Genomic DNA, 17,696 nt, shown 5'->3' with positions numbered 1-17,696 from the left:
AGGCCACCTTCGGGTGGCCTTTTTTTTATGCCCGGATGCGAGATGCAAAAAAGCCACCGTCGCAAGGATGGTGGCTTTTGTATTCGGATATTAAGGCAGGCTATCAGAGGCCGGTTTTTGCCTTGAGTGCAGCGGTCAGGGCGCCGACATCGTCATTGTTCTGTTGGATGACCGATGTGAACTCATCGCGTTGGGTGATGCCCATGCTCAGACCTTCGATGGAAACATCAATGATCTTGTAGCTGTCATCAAATACCCGCATTCGCCAAACAATGTTTACCGGCGGGCCGTCCGGGCGGACGAACTGCGAATCGACAAAGGTGTCCTTGTTCTTCTGGGTCTCATCACCGACGACAAACTGTTCGCCGTTGAATTCCTTGAACTGGTTTGCGTAGTTGAGCGCCAGATAGTTCTGAAGCAGTACAGAAAACTCCTCGATCTCCGCTTCGGAAATCGAACGCCAGTAACGCCCCAGAACGAAGCGCGAAACGACATCCATTGCAAAATAGCGGTCCATCAGGGACACGAACTTTTTGCGGCGAACGTCGTCAGCAAGGCTTTGATCGGTCAGTTCATTCATGGCCTGGTCAGCCATGCTCTGGATGACATTTGCTGCGCTGGTTTCGACAGCGACTTCGGCAACAACGTTTGAAGACAAATCCGTTGCCGACGCCGGACCAGACCAAGCGGCTGCGATGGCGATCATCGCGGCGGTTGATATGGCGATTTTGCTGTTTACCATGACCGGCTCTTACTTGCTTGCCGCTTCGACAGCATCGTCGAAGTCAAAAGATGCACTTTCGTCTTCTACAGCGAATTCTGGTGACGGGCCACCGTTGCGAATCATCTTATTGCGTTGCTGACGATAGAGGCTGCGCAGGGCTGCGTAATAGTCGATAGACGACTTTTGCAGTTCGTTCAGCTGATTGATCGTCGCGTAACGATAATGCAGGGCTGTAAGGCCGACCGAGCCAAGATAAAGGGCTTCGGCGGTATCGCTATTCTGTGCGCCCCATGTCAGCGGGTTGGCGACATAGTCAACACCGATGCCGGCTGTATCACGCAGGTTGGACGGGCCAAGCAGCGGAAGCACAATGTAAGGGCCGCCGCCAATGCCGTAATGGGCAAGGGTCTGACCAAAATCTTCGCGACGGTACGGGATGCCGAAATCAGATGCGACATCATTGAAACCAAGGAAACCAAGCGTCGAGTTCATGATGAAACGCTGGAACGAGGCAGCGGCCTGGTCCGGGTCACCCTGCAGCAACGCGTTGAACGAGTTCAACGGTTCGTTGATGTTGCGCACGAAGCTCGCGACGGAGGTTTTAACAGGTTCCGGGGCAATGTCGCGGTACCACATTGCAGCAGGATACAGGACCATGAAATCGACCGCGCCGTTAACACCGTGAACCACGCGGTTCACCGGTTCAAGCGGATCATAATCACTCGTGTCCTGAGCGGGTTCTGTCGATGCGCACGCGGTCAGCAAAGACAGCGATCCTGCGGCACAAAGCGAAAGCAAAGTTCGAAACTTCATTATTTTTAGCCAACCGATGTTCGATACACAGACTTCCCCGACCCGAAACGCTTTTGATGCAGAACACCAAAAAACGTTACCGATCAATCCCCTGCTCGAAGGGCGATCATGTAACGCGCACGCCTCAGATATCCATTTGGTTAGCATAGGGTGAAATTAAACACCAGCATACAAAAAGTTGATCAGGATCAAGCAGTTTTCAGGTGTGGCATTTAGGCAACAAGTTTTCACGCGAAAATAGCGCTTGAACAAATATAAACATATCTTTATATCTTTCTTGTCAACGTGGAGGGCATTGGTATGGAACAGGTTCTGGCAAGATTGCGCGCAGCTGCTGAAGCAACGCGGCTTCGCTTGCTGGCGATCTGTGCCGAGTGCGAATTGACCGTCAGCGAAATCACCCAGATCATTGGTCAGAGCCAGCCGCGCGTCTCCCGACACCTTAAATTATTGTGCGAGGCAGGCCTGCTTGTCCGGTTCCGCGAAGGGACTTGGGTCTTTTATCGTACACCGCATTCCGGGCCGGGTGCCGACCTTGTGCAGCCTGTGCTGGATCTGCTGCCAAAAGATGACGAGACGCTTGCACTTGACCGTGCCCGTCTCGATCAGGTGAAGGCAGAACGTGAAAAGATCGCGACTGAATATTTCCGCGCCAATGCCGAAGACTGGGATCGGATTCGTTCGCTGCATGTCGACGAGGCAGTTGTTGAAAAAGCATTGCTTGAGGCGGTGGGTGATCTGACCGGTGGCCGGATTCTTGATGTTGGAACAGGCACCGGGCGTATTCTTGAGCTTCTCGGGCGCAACGCCGAAGAAGGCGTTGGCGTTGATATGTCACGCGAAATGTTGGCTGTTGCCCGTGCACGCCTGCAGCGCGCAGACCTGTCCAACTGCCTTGTTCGGCAAGCCGACATGTACCAGTTGCCTTATCCCGGCGGCATGTTTGACGTGGTGACCCTGCATCAGGTGCTGCATTTCGCTGAAAAGCCCGAGGCGGCCCTTGCCGAGGCAGCGCGCGTTTTGGCCCCCGGGGGCAAGCTTGTCATTGTCGACTTTGCCCAGCACGAACAGGAAGAGCTCCGCGAAGAACATGCGCATCGACGTCTTGGTTTTGATGATGGGTCCATCAATGACTGGTTCCGCGCCAGCGGTCTTGAGCCTGGCAGCGTTGTCAGTTTGCCGGGTAAGCCACTGACGGTTCGGATCTGGATGGCTCGCCCGATGTCGGCCCATGCAGCGGACAAAGTTCAAAGAAATTCAGAAAAGGCTGCGGAATAACGCGCAGCATGTATTGAAAATAACCAGATAGAAAGACCGACCCAAGGGCTCAGCCTGCGGGAAAGCGAAGACAGGATTGAGATATCGATATGATGACGGTTCCAGAAATCAACGCAGTACGCAAACACCTCAAGGTTTCGTTCGAATTCTTCCCACCGAAAACCGAGAAGATGGAAGAAACCATGTGGCGGTCGATCCATCGGCTTGCGCCGCTCAATCCGTCTTTTGTTTCGGTGACCTATGGGGCCGGCGGCACCACACGTGATCGCACACATGGCAGTGTCACCCGTATTCAGGGTGAAACCGGTATTCCGGCCGCCGCCCATTTGACCTGTGTCGGTCATACCAAGGAAGAGATCGATCAGATCGCGCGCAGCTACTGGAACGAGGGTATCCGGTCCATCGTTGCCCTTCGCGGGGATCTGCCGGATGCGGGCGACAAGTATGAGCCGACCCCGGGTGGCTACGCCTATGCGGTTGATCTGGTTGCCGGCCTTAAGGAAATTGCCGATTTTGATATTTCGGTCTCTGCCTATCCGGAAACGCACCCGGATGCGCCGAGTTCAGATTTCGAGATTGATTATCTCAAACGCAAGATCGATGCGGGCGCCAACCGGGCAATTACCCAGTTCTTCTTTGATAACGAAACCTATCTGCGGTTCCGTGACAAATGTGTGGCTGCGGGCATCGAGGCGCCCATCGTTCCGGGCATTTTGCCGGTGACAAACTTTGCGTCGCTCTTGAAATTTGCCGATATGTGTGGTGCTTCTGTGCCGCAGCGTTTGCATTGGCGTTTCGAAGGGCTTGATGAAGATCCCGATACCCGTCGCATGGTCGCATTCCACGAAGCCATTTCGCAGGTGGAAGGTCTGATCAGCGAAGGTGTGACCGACTTCCACTTCTATACGCTTAACCGTGCCGAACTGACATATGCCATCTGCCATGCGCTGGGCATTCGCGGAACCGAACAGGTTGCAGCCTGAAACTGGTTTTGCCCTGTAACCCGGACGCATGAAGAATTGATTGGATGAAAAAGATGAATGATCGCAAGGAACGCATTGCCCTGCTGCGCAAACGGGCCGAGGAAAAGATACTGATCCTTGATGGCGCAATGGGCACGATGATCCAGAAGCACAAGCTGACCGAGGAAGACTATCGCGGCGAACGCTTTGCTGACTGGAAGCAGGACGTCAAAGGTAACAACGACCTTTTGTCGCTGACCCAGCCGGACATCATCAAGGACATCCACCTGCAGTACATCGCGGCCGGTGCGGACCTGAACGGGACCAACACGTTTAGCGCGACGACCATTGCCCAAGCCGATTACGGCATGGAAGACTTGGCCTATGAGATCAATTTCGAAAGTGCCAAGATCGCGCGTGCCGCCTGTGATGAATGGGAAGCCGCCCATCCGGGGGATGTGCGCTTTGTAAATGGTGCCATCGGCCCGACTAACCGTACGGCATCGATTTCGCCGGATGTGAACAATCCCGGCTTCCGCGCCATCACCTTTGATCAGCTCAAAGAGGCATATAAGGAAGCCACGACCGGTTTGCTGGATGGCGGGGCGGATACGCTGCTGGTGGAAACCATCTTTGATACGCTCAATGCCAAGGCAGCTTTGTTTGCCATTGACGAGGTTCTCGACGAACGCGGTGAAGATGTTCCGGTACTGATTTCAGGTACGATCACCGATGCATCCGGTCGGACGCTTTCGGGGCAGACGACAGAGGCGTTTTATAATTCCGTGCGCCATACAAAGCCGTTTTCGATTGGTCTGAACTGCGCACTCGGTGCCGCACAGCTGCGCCCGTATGTTCAGGAACTGTCGCGCATTGCCGAATGCCGCGTTTCCGTTTACCCCAATGCAGGCCTTCCGAACGAATTTGGTGAATATGACCAGACCGATGCCGAGATGGCAGAATTGGTCAAGGAATGGGCTGATACTGGCATGGTCAATCTGCTGGGGGGCTGCTGTGGTACGACACCGCCGCACATCAAGGCGATTGCCGATGCGGTGGCAAATGCCAAGCCGCGCGTTGTGCCCAAATTTGAGCCAAGAATGCGTCTGTCCGGCCTTGAGCCGTTTGATGCTGCGTAAATCTGATATTGATAGCTGAAAAGAGATCGAAAAGACCCATGACCGACATTTCCAGATTTATCAATATTGGTGAGCGGACCAACGTCGCCGGATCGCTGAAATTCAAGAAGCTGATCGTCGAGGAAGATTACGATGCAGCCCTTGAGATCGCCCGTCAGCAGGTCGAAAACGGCGCGCAGATCATCGACATCAACATGGATGATGCGATGCTTGATGCCGAAACGGCAATGGTCAAGTTCATCAACCTGATTGCGGCCGAGCCAGATATTGCCCGCGTGCCGATCATGGTCGACAGTTCCAAATGGAACGTGATTGAAGCGGGTCTGAAGTGCCTGCAGGGCAAGGGTATTGTTAACTCGATCAGCCTGAAGGAAGGCGAAGAACCCTTCATTGAACAGGCCAAAAAGCTGCGCCGCTATGGCGCGGCAGTTGTCGTCATGGCCTTTGATGAAAAAGGTCAGGCCGATACGGTTGATCGCAAGTTTGAAATCTGCAAACGCAGCTATGACGTGCTGGTCGATAAGGTTGGCTTCCCGCCAGAAGACATCATTTTCGATCCAAACATCTTTGCCGTCGCGACCGGTATCGAAGAGCACGACAATTATGCTGTCGACTTCATCGAAGCCTGCAAGCTGATCAAAAAACACCTGCCATACGCCAAGATTTCCGGTGGTGTTTCCAACGTTTCCTTCTCGTTCCGGGGCAACAACCCGGTCCGCGAAGCGATGCACTCGGTGTTCCTGTATCACGCCATCAAGGCGGGACTGGATATGGGGATCGTCAATGCCGGTCAGTTGGTTGTGTATGAAGAAATCCCGGCAGAACTGCGTGAACGCGTCGAAGACGTCATCCTGAACCGTCGTTCGGATGCGACCGACCGTTTGCTCGAAGTTGCCGAGAAATACAAAGGCACAGGCGGGCCTGAGAAAAAGGCCGACCTTGAATGGCGTAAAAAGCCGGTCAAGGAACGTCTGGCGCATGCCCTGATCAACGGTATTGCCGAGTTCGTCGAAGAAGACACCGAGGAAGCCCGTCAACAGGCAGACAAGCCGCTGCATGTGATTGAAGGTCCGTTGATGGACGGCATGAACATCGTTGGTGACCTGTTCGGTGACGGCAAGATGTTCCTGCCGCAGGTGGTGAAATCCGCGCGTGTGATGAAAAAGGCGGTGGCCTATCTGATTCCCTTCATCGAAGAGGAAAAAGATGGCAAGCACGAAACCAACGGCAAGATCTTGCTAGCGACCGTTAAGGGCGACGTGCATGACATCGGCAAGAACATCGTTGGTGTGGTGCTGCAATGTAACAACTTCGAGGTCATCGACCTTGGCGTGATGGTGCCGACCCAGAAAATCATTGAAACCGCCAAGGCCGAAAAGGTCGACATGATCGGTTTGTCGGGCCTGATTACCCCGTCGCTTGAAGAAATGACCTATGTCGCGGCCGAAATGGAACGCGAAGGGCTGGATATTCCGCTTCTGATTGGCGGGGCGACAACGTCGAAGGTCCATACCGCGGTTAAAATCGCGCCGAACTATCTGAAATCGTCTGTGGTGTACGTCATCGACGCATCGCGTGCCGTTGGTGTTGCCAGCAATTTGCTTTCAAAAACCAATGGCGAACGCTTTGCTGAGGAAATTCGCAACGAGTATATCGCGATGGCTGAAAAGCATGCAGCACAGCAACTGCAGAAAAAGCGTTTCTCGATTGTCGACGCACGTGCCAACAAGGTTCAGCTCGATTGGGACAACTTTGAAGCACCGGTTCCGCTTAAACCCGGTATCACCCTGTTTGAAGATTTTGATCTTGAAGAACTGGTGTCGCGCTTTGACTGGAAGCCGTTCTTCGAGACCTGGGAACTTCATGGCCGTTTCCCCGACATCCTGAAGGATGAAAAGGTCGGCGAAACGGCGCGGAGCCTTTATGCGGACGCGCAGGAAATGCTTAAAAAAATCGTTGCCGAAAAATGGTTCAAACCCAAGGCGGTTGTCGGTCTGTGGCCAGCCAACTCGATAGGCGATGATATCGAAGTTACCCCGGCGCCAGAGAAGAATGAGGCGGTGATGCTCCATACCCTGCGTCAGCAGATGTATCGCGAGAACAACAAGCGTCCGAACCGCGCGTTGGCCGACTATATCGCGCCAAAAGACAGCGGCAAGACCGACTATATCGGTGCCTTCGTTGTTACCGCCGGGCCAGAAGTCGAAGAAATCTCTGCCAAGCTTGAAGCAGAGCATGATGATTACAATGCCATCCTGGTCAAGGCGCTGGGCGACCGTTTTGCCGAAGCCTTCGCCGAGCATATGCACGAGAAAGTTCGTAAGGAGCTTTGGGGCTATGCACCGGACGAGGCGCTTGGCAATGATGATCTGATTGCCGAAAAATATCGCGGTATCCGTCCGGCACCGGGTTATCCGGCCTGCCCGGAACACACTGAAAAGGGCATTCTTTGGGATCTTTTGGACGCAGAGAAGAATGTTGGTGTGTCGCTGACTGAAAGCTATGCCATGACACCAACCTCTTCAGTGAGCGGTTTTTACTTTGCCAACCCGGAAGCCAAGTATTTTGGCCTTGGTAAAATCGAACGCGATCAGGTGGAAAGCTATGCCGAGCGCAAGGGCATGACCCTGGCAGAGGCAGAACGTTGGTTGGCACCGAACCTGAATTACGATCCGCGTCAGGCGAAATAAACGCCTGTCCGGTCGCAAGGAAAAGCCCCGCAGACTGCACTCTGCGGGGCTTTTTTGTGTCCAGGAATGTCGGTGCCTAGTGGCTTGCCCGACAGAACTTGCCGCGTTCAGTGATGCCAACAATCACAATGCCAATCAGGCCAAGCACGAAGTAACCGACCAGAAGCGGGATGACAGTGCCATTGAACTGCTGCCCGATAATCCCGCCGGCAATGACGCCGATCAACGTGCTGTAAACACCGGTGATCGAGGAGGCAGTGCCGGCAATCGCCCCGACCGGCTCCATCGCAAGCGAGTTGAAGTTCGGCATGGTCAGCGAAAAACAGAACAGGATTGTTGTGAGGCCGATGCCAAAGACGAACAAGGGCGGATGCCCGTCAAACCAGAGCGCAATGAGAACATTGATCAGGCTGCTGGCGGTCAAGAAGAACAGCGCGACATGAGAAATCTTGTGCATGCCGATCTTGCGTACCAGGCGCGCATTGATAAATGACGAGAAACTCATGCAGGCGGCAATCATGCCAAATGCCAGCGGGAACCAGACACCAAGCCCGTAAACCTCGGTTTCAAAGATTTGCTGAGCCGATCCGATATAGGCCATCAGGCAGGCAAACATGACGCCCATCGCCGTGGCATAGCCGAATGTCTGACGATTGGTGACGGTGGTTTTGATGTCGCGTGCGATCCGTCGCATCGACAATTTATGCCGATATTCCGGATGCAGGGTTTCAGGCATACGCAGCAGGTACCAGCAGACAATCGCAATCGCGAGGACCAAGGTGCTGACGAAAATCATATGCCAGTTGGCCAGGGCTAAAATCAGGCTGCCTGATGCCGGGGCGAACACAGGCAGAATGATGAACACCATCATGACAAACGACATGACGCGGGCCATTTCGCGCCCTTCGAAACAATCGCGCGTGATCGCCATGGTCAAAACCCGCGGTGCAGCCGCGCCAAGACCCTGCACGAAACGTGCAATAAGAAGGTGCTCATAGCTGTCGGCAAAGATCGCCATCACGGTGCCGATGCAATAAATGCCAAGTCCTGCGATCAGGGTGGGGCGGCGACCAAAACTATCGGCAAGCGGGCCATAAACGATCTGCATCAGGCCAAACGCGATCATGAAGACATAAATCAGCATCTGCATGCGGTTGCCGTCTTCGATGCCAAAGTCTTGCGCGATTGGGCCAAAGGCCGGCAGCAGATTGTCAATCGACAGGGCAACTAGCCCGATGGTGATTGCCATCAGACAGATAAATTCAACAAGACCGGGCAGCGGCCGCGCCGCCTGTGTACCCGTTGGTCGGTGGTCATTCATTGTTTTTGGTTCCGTTGAGAACGATTGGTGGCGTTTCTGGCCCTGCTTTCACGCGAGACGGGCAGAATGCTGTATTTCGTATGATTTTGGCAATGACGGTTTTCTGAAACGGGATCGCGGCACTGGGGATGCGCTGAATCCGGGTCACTTGTTGTGGCATATCTATCCGGATCAATCAACGGGCGTCAGGAATGCGAAATTAAACATGGTGGTTCTTGTCTTTACCCTTTATTCGCAGGAAAAGCTGATCCTAAGATCATGCGCACAATCAATTCGCCAACCCCGGTATTGCTGACATGGCTGAAAAGCTTTTGAAATCGAACATCTTTTTGAACCGCATGCGTCGCATCGTCAAAAGCGAGCAGCTGGTTCTGTCGATTTTGGCAATGATTGTCGGGGCACTGGCCGGGGGCGGCGCCATCCTGTTCCGAGATGGCTTGTTGCTTGTCCAGTCGTTGTTTTTCGGGACTGGCGAAGAAGCCCTTCACCGGCATCTTAGTGAAATTCCCGTCTGGCAACTTATCCTGGCCCCGGCGGTGGGCGGTCTGATTGTCGGGATTTTCATCTACAAGTTCCTGCCGGAAAGAAGACCGCACGGGGTTGCCGATGTGATCGACGCGGCATCGTTCCATGACGCGCGGATGTCGACCCGCTGCGGGATCAAAAGTGCGATTGCCAGTGCGGTGTCGCTTGGCAGTGGGGCATCCCTTGGCCGTGAAGGACCGGTTGTCCATATGGGCGCATCATTTGGCGCGTGGCTGGCGCGCATTCTTCATTTGCGCCGTTCGGCATCCCGAACACTTTTGGGGTGTGGCGTGGCATCAGCGGTGGCGGCATCGTTCAACGCGCCGCTCGCGGGCGCCCTTTTTGCCCATGAAGTTGCCCTGGGTCATTATGCCCTGACGGCTTTCGCGCCGATTGTGCTGGCATCGGTTACCGGTACGGTCATAACGCGCATCTATTACGGCGATGAGGTCGCCTTCCTGATCCCGGGGCATGAAATCCAGTCTTTTTGGGAGTTCCCGGCTTTTGCGCTTTTGGGGATTATTGCCGGTGTGGCGGCGGTTCTGGTCGTGCGCGCCATCCCGGTCGTGCAAAAAACGGCAAATCGGACCAATGCACCGCTTTGGCTGCGTCCGGCGGTTGCCGGGCTGATTGTTGGCCTGATTGCGTTGGTCTTTCCGCAGATTGTCGGTGTCGGCTATGGGGCGATGAACGATGCGCTTAATGAAAGCTACAGCCTGACTTTCCTGATCGGCTTGTTGCTTGCCAAGGGCTTTGCCGTTTCGATCTGCATGGGGCTTGGTTTTGCGGGCGGCATGTTCAGCCCAGCACTTTTCCTTGGTGCAATGCTGGGCGGGGCATTCGGGATGATCGCAACGAGTGCCTTTCCCGAGCTATCATCTGGCTATTCGGCCTACACTCTTGTTGGCATGGGGGCTGTTGCCGCGGCCATCCTTGGTGCACCGATTTCAACGACCCTGATCATCTTTGAATTGACCGGTGACTATGCGTTGACGGTTGCGGTGATGGTGGCATCTGTCCTGGCGACCGTGGTGATGGATCAGTTCCAGGGCGGATCTTTTTTCCAGTGGCAATTGAAATGTCGTGGTTTGTCGACGCGCTGGGGTAGGGAAGTCAATTTGCTGCGCACGATCAAGGTGGACGAGATCATGAAGCGCGAATACGAAACCGTCCCGCTGACCGAGGGGCTGACAACTGTCCGTGAAAAGCTGATCAACGCACCCTATTCGGAGCTTTTTGTCATTGATGATCAGGGCAAACTGCACGGAACGATCACACTGACCGATTTGCGCCACGCTGCCTTTGACCCCAATCTTGGCGATGAAGTCACAGCCGGCGAGGTGGCCCGTTCAAAACCGCCGGTCCTTTACCGGACAGACAATATCGAAAAGGCCATCAAACTGATGGAGCAAACCGGCGAAGAACATCTGCCGGTTCTTAACAGCGCCGAAGAACGCCATATCATCGGCTTCGTCCATGAAAAGGATGCGATGATGGCCTATAACAACGCCTTGCTGGAACTGCAAAGCGAAGAACGCGGTGATGCACCGCCGAAGCTGTTCTAATCCGATCCGCAATGAAAAAGAGCAGCGCTATTTTGCGCTGCTCCGTTCAAGGTTTTTAGGCCGATGTAATCAGGCGGCCAATGCAGGTTGCTGTCGTGCTGGCGAACCAGATATGACTTGGGCTGCAACCCGGCTATCAAGACCGGCAACGTTTTCTGGAATATCCGTTGCAGCCTGCTCGGCTGCATCGTCAATTTCCTGACGTTCTTTGCGTTTCTCAATTCTAGCCTGTTCGTTACGTTCCTTGTCTTTTGTCGGTAGATTGAAACTGTCACGAGCGGCAGACTTGAACTCCTCCTCGGCATCCTGCTCTGCAAGTGCAGGATCATCTTTTGCCGGATCGGAATTCGACGAGACCGGGTCTTCAGTGGTCTTGATACCGTTTGCGCTGTCATTGGCTTTGACTGCGTCCATGGCCGCAGCAAAGCTTGATGACCCGCTTCCGATATTCTGGAATTCAAGCATGACGGCTTGAACCGCGTCCGAAAGTTGGCTTTTGGAGGAGCCACCCTCAGATCCGATTGCCGCAACGCCTGAAACAGGTGCAGCGCTACCTGCGCTAAAACTTTCGATACTTTCGTGTGCACCTGACCGTTCCGCAGAACTGGCCCGGGTTGATATCGGCAACCCGTTGCCCAATCCAAAAATAGCACTCATTTCGAGATACCTTTCTTCTGGGATGCACAAAGCACAGCTGGCACTCCCAGAAGACCTCCGGGGGCGTCAGACATGCTTACCACCGGAAATCAAAGCAATTTTCAGACCATGGATGCTGAAAGCGCGGGTGAGCAAGTCACATACAGAGACCATGAAGTAGGCCGATGATGTTATTTGGTATTTCTGATCCCCCAGCTGTGACAACCTACGGCAAAAAATACCGATACCAAAGAGGGTTATGGGAAGCCGGACTTATCTATTAGGCTACGTGAAAACGGCCAAACTTTTCCAGAAGCAGGATGTATCGATATAAGATGAAGCTTCACCTCGTTGCCGGTGCCAGACCCAACTTCATGAAGATCGCGCCGCTGTTGCGCGGATTGGCGAACCATCCGGTCATTCGTCCGTCTTTTGTCCATACGGCCCAGCATTTCGACGACGCGATGTCTTCGACTATCTGGCGAGAGCTTGGATTGCCGGACCCTGATCATGTCCTGAACTGTGAGCCATTCGAAAATGGCGATCCCATTGTCGGAATGATGCAGGCATATGAGGCACTTTGTCATGAAGACCGACCCGACATGGTTCTGGTTGTCGGGGATGTTAATTCATCCCGTGCCGCAGCCATCGTTGCAATTGAGATAAACGTGCCCCTTGTTCACCTGGAAGCAGGTCTCAGATGCTTTGATCCTGAAATGCCCGAAGAGCAAAACCGTATCGAGATAGATCACAAGGCAGATCTGTTGCTGACGCCGTCGATGGATGCAGATGAAAATTTACGGGCCGAAGGGATCACGGCCGACCGCATCAAGCGTGTAGGCAATATCATGGCTGATACGTTGGCAATCATGAAAGGAACGATTGATCAGGAAGAAAGCGCCCGCAAGCTCAATCTCGTTAAAGGTCGCTATGTCCTTGTAACCCTGCATCGGCAAAGCAATGTCGATGATCTCGGACGGCTCCATCAGATAAGCCATGCGTTGATGGCGCTCGCCACCAAAGCCGATAGCTGTTTTGTTCTTCATCCCCGGACAGAGAAGCGTCTTCGGACATCAAATTTGATGGCGGCGCTGCATAATGCCGGTGTTCGCTTGCTGCCGCCGATGGGGTATGTCGGGTTTACCAGTTTGATGCAGGACGCGGGCGTTGTCGTAACAGATTCCGGTGGTGTTCAGGAAGAAACCAGCCTGCTTGGCGTGCCATGCCTGACGCTGCGCAATTCAACCGAACGTCCAATCACGATCACGCAGGGAACCAATCAGCTTGTAGGACTTGATCAGTTGAGCCATGCGGTGATGTCCGCGCTAAGTGTTTCCGACGGTTGCAAGCGGACGCCAGCCAAACTCCCGCTGTGGGATGGTATGACGGCGTCGCGTGTTGTTCGGGAACTCGAAGCCTTTCTGCCGGGCAGAGCCGGTTGATACAAACGTTCCCGCGAAGGGCTTGGTTGACGCCCGCAATGTGGTGCAGAATGTAAAAATCGTCGGGTCAATATGGAACGACACTGGCCCCCTTCGCACAGCGTGATATATATGCGGTCATGATGGATGATCCCTTCGAAATTGATGAATTCGCCGCCAGCCCCGAAATGCGTCTGGCCGATACACCGACCCCGGCATATCTCGACAATCTGAATGCCGAGCAGCGCGATGCTGTCGAAACGCTCGACGGGCCATTGCTTGTTCTGGCAGGTGCCGGAACCGGGAAAACGCGTGTTTTGACCACGCGTCTGGCGCATCTTCTGGAAACCAAGGCGCAAACCGAACGCCTGCATCCGCAGCAGATCCTTGCCGTTACCTTTACCAACCGTGCGGCAAAGGAAATGCAGGAACGTGTCGCACAGGCGCTTGGTCGTCCGGTTGAAGGTTGGTGGCTGGGAACCTTCCACTCGCTCTCAGCGCGCTTGTTGCGCCGTCATGCCGATCTGATCGGGTTAAAGTCAAACTTCACCATCCTTGATAGCGATGATCAGGTGCGCCTGCTTAAGCAGATCATGGATGCCGAACAGATCGATCCGAAAAAATGGCCAGCCAAGCAGCTGATGGGGATCATTCAGCGCTGGAAGGACAAGGGTCTGACGCCTGAACGGGTCAATGAAAGTGTCGAGTTCGCCAACGGCGGGGCCAAGCACCTTTACAAGATTTATCAGGAACGCCTCAAAGTCCTGAACGCCTGTGACTTCGGCGACCTGTTGCTGCATTGCCTGACCCTGTTCCAGCAGCACCCGGAAGTCCTGAAACAGTATCAGAACACCTTCCGCTATATTCTGGTTGACGAGTATCAGGATACCAACGTTGCCCAGTATCTGTGGCTGCGTGCAATGGCGATGGTCCATCGTAACATTTGCTGCGTTGGTGATGATGATCAGGCGATCTATAGCTGGCGCGGGGCCGAGGTCGGCAACATCCTGCGCTTTGAGTCTGATTTCCCAGGTGCCAAGGTGGTTCGTCTTGAGCAGAACTATCGTTCCACCCCGCACATTCTGGCTGCCGCGTCCAAACTGATCACGTTTAACGATGGCCGTCTGGGCAAGGAGCTGTGGACCGAGATTGATACTGGCGACAAGGTGTTTGTCAAAGGTGTCTGGGACGGTGAAGCAGAGGCCCGCCTGATCGGTGAGGATATCGAAGCCCTGCAGCGCAAGGGCGTTGGCGCATCGCAGATTGCCGTTCTGGTGCGTGCCGGTTTCCAGACCCGCGAGTTTGAGGAGCGCCTGATCACGCTGGGTATTCCGTACCGCGTTGTCGGTGGTCCGCGCTTCTATGAACGTCAGGAAATCCGTGATGCGCTGGCCTATATCCGGCTTGTTGCGCAGCCTGATGACAGTCTGGCATTTGAGCGCATCGTCAATGTACCCAAGCGCGGGGTTGGCAAGGCAACGCTTCAGACATTGCATCAATATTCCCGTGATCAGGCGATCTCGCTTCCGGCGGCGGCGCGCGATTTGTTGGATACCGAAGAACTCAAACCCAAGATGCGCCAAAGCATCGGCGGTCTTTTGGGGGATTTCAAACGCTGGCGCGAAATGCTTGGCAACAGCAGCCATGTCGAAGTCGTTGAAACCGTTCTTGATGAAAGCGGCTATACCGATATGTGGCGGACTTCGAAGGAAATTGATGCGCCCGGCCGTCTGGAAAACCTGAAAGAACTGGTATCCGCAATTGGCGAGTTCGAGAACCTGACCAGCTTCCTCGAACATGTCTCGTTGGTGATGGAAAATGCGCAGAACGATCATGAGGAAAAAGTCACCATCATGACCCTGCACGCCGCCAAGGGACTGGAGTTCGATTATGTCTTCCTGCCCGGTTGGGAAGAGGGCGTCTTCCCGCATCAACGCGCGATGGATGAAAGCGGGGTCAAGGGCCTCGAGGAAGAGCGTCGTCTTGCCTATGTCGGGATCACCCGGGCGCGCAAACGTGCGACCATCTGTTATGCGGCCAATCGGCGCATCTATAACCAGTGGCAATCAGCCCTGCCATCGCGCTTTGTTGATGAGTTGCCGGACGAACATATCGAACGCAGCAGCGATACCGGTCTTGGCGGGCATGGTGGCAATCATTCACCAGGTGCGTGGGGTGCCGATGACTGGATGAAAATGCCAAGCTGGGCAAGCGACAGTGGCAGCACGCCGTCGCGCAATCCGGTATCGGGTGCGGGGGAGCGTAAATTCGCCTCAAGCGGTTGGCAGGATCGCGTGCGCAAGAACGTGATTGATGTGAAGCCCGACGGTGAAACCAGTTATTCCACCAGTTCCAACTCATCGAAATACAAGGTGGGTGATACGGTGCGCCATCGCAAGTTCGGGTCGGGAACCGTCCGTGCGGTCGATGGCAACAAACTGGAAATCCATTTCGAAAGTGTCGGCACCAAGAAAGTGGTCGACAGCTTCATCCTGCCGGGGTAAGCCCCGGACAACATTTTCGGATGACCGATTTAACCGGGCGGAGCACATTTGCCGCCCACACGAGCGAGAAGCGATATGACCGAACCCGTCCTTTGCTATAACTTCAAGTTCGAAGTTGATGGCGCCTATGCGCAGATGTTTGCCGACGCGCTGTTTGATTATTGCGATGCGCTTTCGCATTTCGAGCGTGATGGCAACCCTGACGGACCTTGGCGTATCGAAGGCTTTGCCGGTGAGATGTTTGACAAGGGTGCGGTTGAGACCGCGTTGTCGATCATGGCATCCGCAGTTGGCATTGATACGCCAACCGTGACCTTTGGCACCTATGAGCCAAAGGACTGGGTCAGCGAAAACCTGCGCAGCTTCAAGCCGATCTCGGTCGGGCGTTTCTTTGTCCATGGTTCGCACTGGAACGAGGAAATCCCGGTATCCAGAACAGCGCTTCAGGTCGATGCCGGTCTGGCATTCGGGTCTGGTGAACATCAAACTACCAAGGGATGTCTTGCTGCAATCGACTGGTTGGCCAAACGCGGACCGCGTCAGAATGCGCTTGATATGGGCTGTGGGTCCGGCATTTTGGGCATGGCCTGTGCCAAAACCTGGCGGTGTCCGGTGATGATGGCCGATATTGATGCCGCATCGGTTCGGGTTGCACGCGAAAATGCCAAAACCAACAAGATCGCCGATCTTGTCACGGCCATTCATTCAAACGGTTTTCAGGATGCCCGTATTCGTGATGCCGGGTATTATGACATTGTCTGTGCCAACATCCTTGCCCGCCCGCTGCGTGGCATGGCGCATGACCTGACCAGTACGCTCTCGGAAAACGGTGTTGTCATCCTCTCAGGCCTTCTTGCGCATCAGGAACAGTTTGTTCTGTCGGCCTACCGCGACGTCGGGCTTTCCCTGATCAATCGCTTCAAGGTCGAAAACTGGACAACACTTGTTGTCGGCTAAGCCATAAGGGCGAAGACAAAGCGATATATCCCCAGAAGACCAAGGCCGACGATAAGGACGCCAACCGCAATCATAAGCGGCTTTCGCGGGATGATTTTGACAAGCACGGCCGCCAATGGGGCGGCCGGCACACCGCCGATTACAAGTGCCAGTGCCGCCATCCCGAAGCTTTCCAATCCGAATGATCCGGCAAATGTAACGGTAATCGTCACGGTTACAAAAAACTCGGCCGCAGCAGACGTTCCAAGCATGCGGTGCGGTTCATTGCCGCGATAGACCAGCGTGCTTGATACAATAGGTCCCCAGCCGCCACCCCCGATTGCATCAAGAAATCCACCGATCATGCCAAGCGGGGTAAGCCCACGGATTGCCGCAGGCGGCTGAACTTTGCGAAGCGCCTTTGCAATTACAAGAACGCCAAGGGCACTAAGATACAGCGCGACAAACGGAGCCAAATAGTCCCCGATCCCCGATGATAAAAGAGCGGCCCCGGCACAGCCGCCTATTGCACCGGCAAGTGCCAGTTGACGGACCATGCGCCAATCGACATTGCGTGCAAAATGGTGGGCTGTACCGGAAACAGCGGTGGTTGCAATCTCGGCGGCGTGGACAGTCGCACTTGCCTGTGCAGGTGGTAAGCCAAGCGTGATCAAAAGGGAAGTTGAGGTCAGGCCATAGGCCATACCAAGGGCACCATCAATCAATTGGGCGATAAATCCAATCAGAACGATCCACCAGAAAAACTCATCCATCTTCGCCGCTAGCTCCAGGCATGGATACGATGCTGCAAAGTGTAGCAAGTTGGCGGCAATGCGATATTGCGTTGTGATTTTTGGGTGGCATTGCCGTTATGCATTAATGCCACGAGACTTTTGACAATTAGGTGCCCACGGATAACGGGCAATGCCTAACAGGTTCGCACCGGGACGCGGAAACGCCCATCACCAAAACCGCCTTGTCGGTCGCTATTGCATGATGACCAGGTGCACGATCCGGTTGCTTTGATCGATTTTCCGTATGCTGATTTTCTCCGATTCGCATTGCAATCGAGCCTTCGGAATAGAAATCCCTGAGATACCAGAACTTCTCCATCAAATTTCAATCAAAGGTTTTCAATTCTTTTTCCGCGAAATCCCTTGGAAACAGGGCAAAAAATAGCCT

Annotated in this window: 13 protein-coding genes; 8 read left to right on the top strand and 5 right to left on the bottom strand. The window is 54.4% G+C overall.

Features of this window, described 5'->3' with window-relative positions:
• Positions 1–103: 103 nt before the first annotated feature.
• On the bottom strand, positions 104–742 hold the full coding sequence (locus B2T33_RS07870) for an MlaC/ttg2D family ABC transporter substrate-binding protein (RefSeq protein ID WP_286791644.1): 639 nt from the start codon (positions 740–742) through the stop codon (positions 104–106).
• 9 nt (positions 743–751) lie between these two features.
• Positions 752–1,537, bottom strand: a complete 786-nt coding sequence (locus tag B2T33_RS07865) for an MlaA family lipoprotein (protein ID WP_232308390.1) — start codon at positions 1,535–1,537, stop codon at positions 752–754.
• A 300-nt stretch (positions 1,538–1,837) separates the two neighbouring features.
• On the opposite strand from B2T33_RS07865, the gene B2T33_RS07860 reads away from it, so the two are divergent.
• The 4 genes from B2T33_RS07860 (at position 1,838) to metH (ending at position 7,606) form a co-directional block, all read left to right on the top strand.
• The gene (locus B2T33_RS07860) at positions 1,838–2,815 is read left to right on the top strand and encodes an ArsR/SmtB family transcription factor (protein ID WP_286791643.1); all 978 of its coding nucleotides are present in this window, start codon (positions 1,838–1,840) and stop codon (positions 2,813–2,815) included.
• Between the two features lie 89 nt (positions 2,816–2,904).
• Positions 2,905–3,798: a methylenetetrahydrofolate reductase gene (gene metF / locus B2T33_RS07855; RefSeq protein ID WP_008889564.1), complete on the top strand. Its 894-nt coding sequence runs from the start codon at positions 2,905–2,907 to the stop codon at positions 3,796–3,798.
• Positions 3,799–3,851: 53 nt separating this feature from the next.
• Positions 3,852–4,916, top strand: a complete 1,065-nt coding sequence (locus tag B2T33_RS07850; RefSeq protein ID WP_040822979.1) for a homocysteine S-methyltransferase family protein — start codon at positions 3,852–3,854, stop codon at positions 4,914–4,916.
• Positions 4,917–4,954: 38 nt separating this feature from the next.
• Positions 4,955–7,606 carry a methionine synthase gene (metH, locus tag B2T33_RS07845; protein WP_197145625.1) on the top strand — a complete coding sequence of 884 codons (2,652 nt, stop codon included), beginning with the start codon at positions 4,955–4,957 and terminating at the stop codon, positions 7,604–7,606.
• 76 nt (positions 7,607–7,682) lie between these two features.
• Here metH and B2T33_RS07840 read toward each other — a convergent pair whose 3' ends face one another.
• Positions 7,683–8,927 carry a multidrug effflux MFS transporter gene (locus tag B2T33_RS07840; RefSeq protein WP_197145624.1) on the bottom strand — a complete coding sequence of 415 codons (1,245 nt, stop codon included), beginning with the start codon at positions 8,925–8,927 and terminating at the stop codon, positions 7,683–7,685.
• A gap of 296 nt (positions 8,928–9,223) precedes the next feature.
• Between B2T33_RS07840 and B2T33_RS07835 the strand changes: the two genes are divergently transcribed.
• On the top strand, positions 9,224–11,017 hold the full coding sequence (locus B2T33_RS07835; RefSeq protein ID WP_064779615.1) for a chloride channel protein: 1,794 nt from the start codon (positions 9,224–9,226) through the stop codon (positions 11,015–11,017).
• Between the two features lie 69 nt (positions 11,018–11,086).
• On the opposite strand, the gene B2T33_RS07830 is transcribed toward B2T33_RS07835, so the two are convergent.
• Complete coding sequence (locus B2T33_RS07830) at positions 11,087–11,674, bottom strand: hypothetical protein (RefSeq protein WP_197145623.1); 588 nt, start codon at positions 11,672–11,674, stop codon at positions 11,087–11,089.
• Between the two features lie 314 nt (positions 11,675–11,988).
• Between B2T33_RS07830 and wecB the strand changes: the two genes are divergently transcribed.
• From wecB to B2T33_RS07815, 3 genes are all read left to right on the top strand, one after another.
• Complete coding sequence (gene wecB / locus B2T33_RS07825; protein ID WP_197145622.1) at positions 11,989–13,095, top strand: non-hydrolyzing UDP-N-acetylglucosamine 2-epimerase; 1,107 nt, start codon at positions 11,989–11,991, stop codon at positions 13,093–13,095.
• A gap of 122 nt (positions 13,096–13,217) precedes the next feature.
• On the top strand, positions 13,218–15,578 hold the full coding sequence (locus B2T33_RS07820; protein ID WP_286791645.1) for an ATP-dependent helicase: 2,361 nt from the start codon (positions 13,218–13,220) through the stop codon (positions 15,576–15,578).
• A gap of 75 nt (positions 15,579–15,653) precedes the next feature.
• Positions 15,654–16,535: a 50S ribosomal protein L11 methyltransferase gene (locus tag B2T33_RS07815; RefSeq protein ID WP_197145621.1), complete on the top strand. Its 882-nt coding sequence runs from the start codon at positions 15,654–15,656 to the stop codon at positions 16,533–16,535.
• Here B2T33_RS07815 and B2T33_RS07810 read toward each other — a convergent pair.
• Positions 16,532–17,287 carry a sulfite exporter TauE/SafE family protein gene (locus B2T33_RS07810; protein ID WP_197145620.1) on the bottom strand — a complete coding sequence of 252 codons (756 nt, stop codon included), beginning with the start codon at positions 17,285–17,287 and terminating at the stop codon, positions 16,532–16,534. The genes B2T33_RS07815 and B2T33_RS07810 overlap by 4 nt on opposite strands.
• Between the last annotated feature and the right edge of the window lie 409 nt (positions 17,288–17,696).

This window comes from Thalassospira sp. UBA4513 (assembly GCF_002388495.1).
In the GTDB taxonomy this organism is placed as follows: domain Bacteria; phylum Pseudomonadota; class Alphaproteobacteria; order Rhodospirillales; family Thalassospiraceae; genus Thalassospira; species Thalassospira tepidiphila.
Note: the sequence above shows the minus strand (reverse complement) of the source record. Positions and strands in the feature narration are given on the sequence as shown.

What these genes read in the sequence shown, in the direction of transcription:
- B2T33_RS07870 (WP_286791644.1), bottom strand. Translation starts at nt 742, where the DNA reads ATGGTAAACAGCAAAATCGCCATATCAACCGCCGCGATGATCGCCATC.
- B2T33_RS07865 (WP_232308390.1), bottom strand. Translation starts at nt 1,537, where the DNA reads ATGAAGTTTCGAACTTTGCTTTCGCTTTGTGCCGCAGGATCGCTGTCT.
- B2T33_RS07860 (WP_286791643.1), top strand. Translation starts at nt 1,838, where the DNA reads ATGGAACAGGTTCTGGCAAGATTGCGCGCAGCTGCTGAAGCAACGCGG.
- metF (WP_008889564.1), top strand. Translation starts at nt 2,905, where the DNA reads ATGATGACGGTTCCAGAAATCAACGCAGTACGCAAACACCTCAAGGTT.
- B2T33_RS07850 (WP_040822979.1), top strand. Translation starts at nt 3,852, where the DNA reads ATGAATGATCGCAAGGAACGCATTGCCCTGCTGCGCAAACGGGCCGAG.
- metH (WP_197145625.1), top strand. Translation starts at nt 4,955, where the DNA reads ATGACCGACATTTCCAGATTTATCAATATTGGTGAGCGGACCAACGTC.
- B2T33_RS07840 (WP_197145624.1), bottom strand. Translation starts at nt 8,927, where the DNA reads ATGAATGACCACCGACCAACGGGTACACAGGCGGCGCGGCCGCTGCCC.
- B2T33_RS07835 (WP_064779615.1), top strand. Translation starts at nt 9,224, where the DNA reads ATGGCTGAAAAGCTTTTGAAATCGAACATCTTTTTGAACCGCATGCGT.
- B2T33_RS07830 (WP_197145623.1), bottom strand. Translation starts at nt 11,674, where the DNA reads ATGAGTGCTATTTTTGGATTGGGCAACGGGTTGCCGATATCAACCCGG.
- wecB (WP_197145622.1), top strand. Translation starts at nt 11,989, where the DNA reads ATGAAGCTTCACCTCGTTGCCGGTGCCAGACCCAACTTCATGAAGATC.
- B2T33_RS07820 (WP_286791645.1), top strand. Translation starts at nt 13,218, where the DNA reads ATGGATGATCCCTTCGAAATTGATGAATTCGCCGCCAGCCCCGAAATG.
- B2T33_RS07815 (WP_197145621.1), top strand. Translation starts at nt 15,654, where the DNA reads ATGACCGAACCCGTCCTTTGCTATAACTTCAAGTTCGAAGTTGATGGC.
- B2T33_RS07810 (WP_197145620.1), bottom strand. Translation starts at nt 17,287, where the DNA reads ATGGATGAGTTTTTCTGGTGGATCGTTCTGATTGGATTTATCGCCCAA.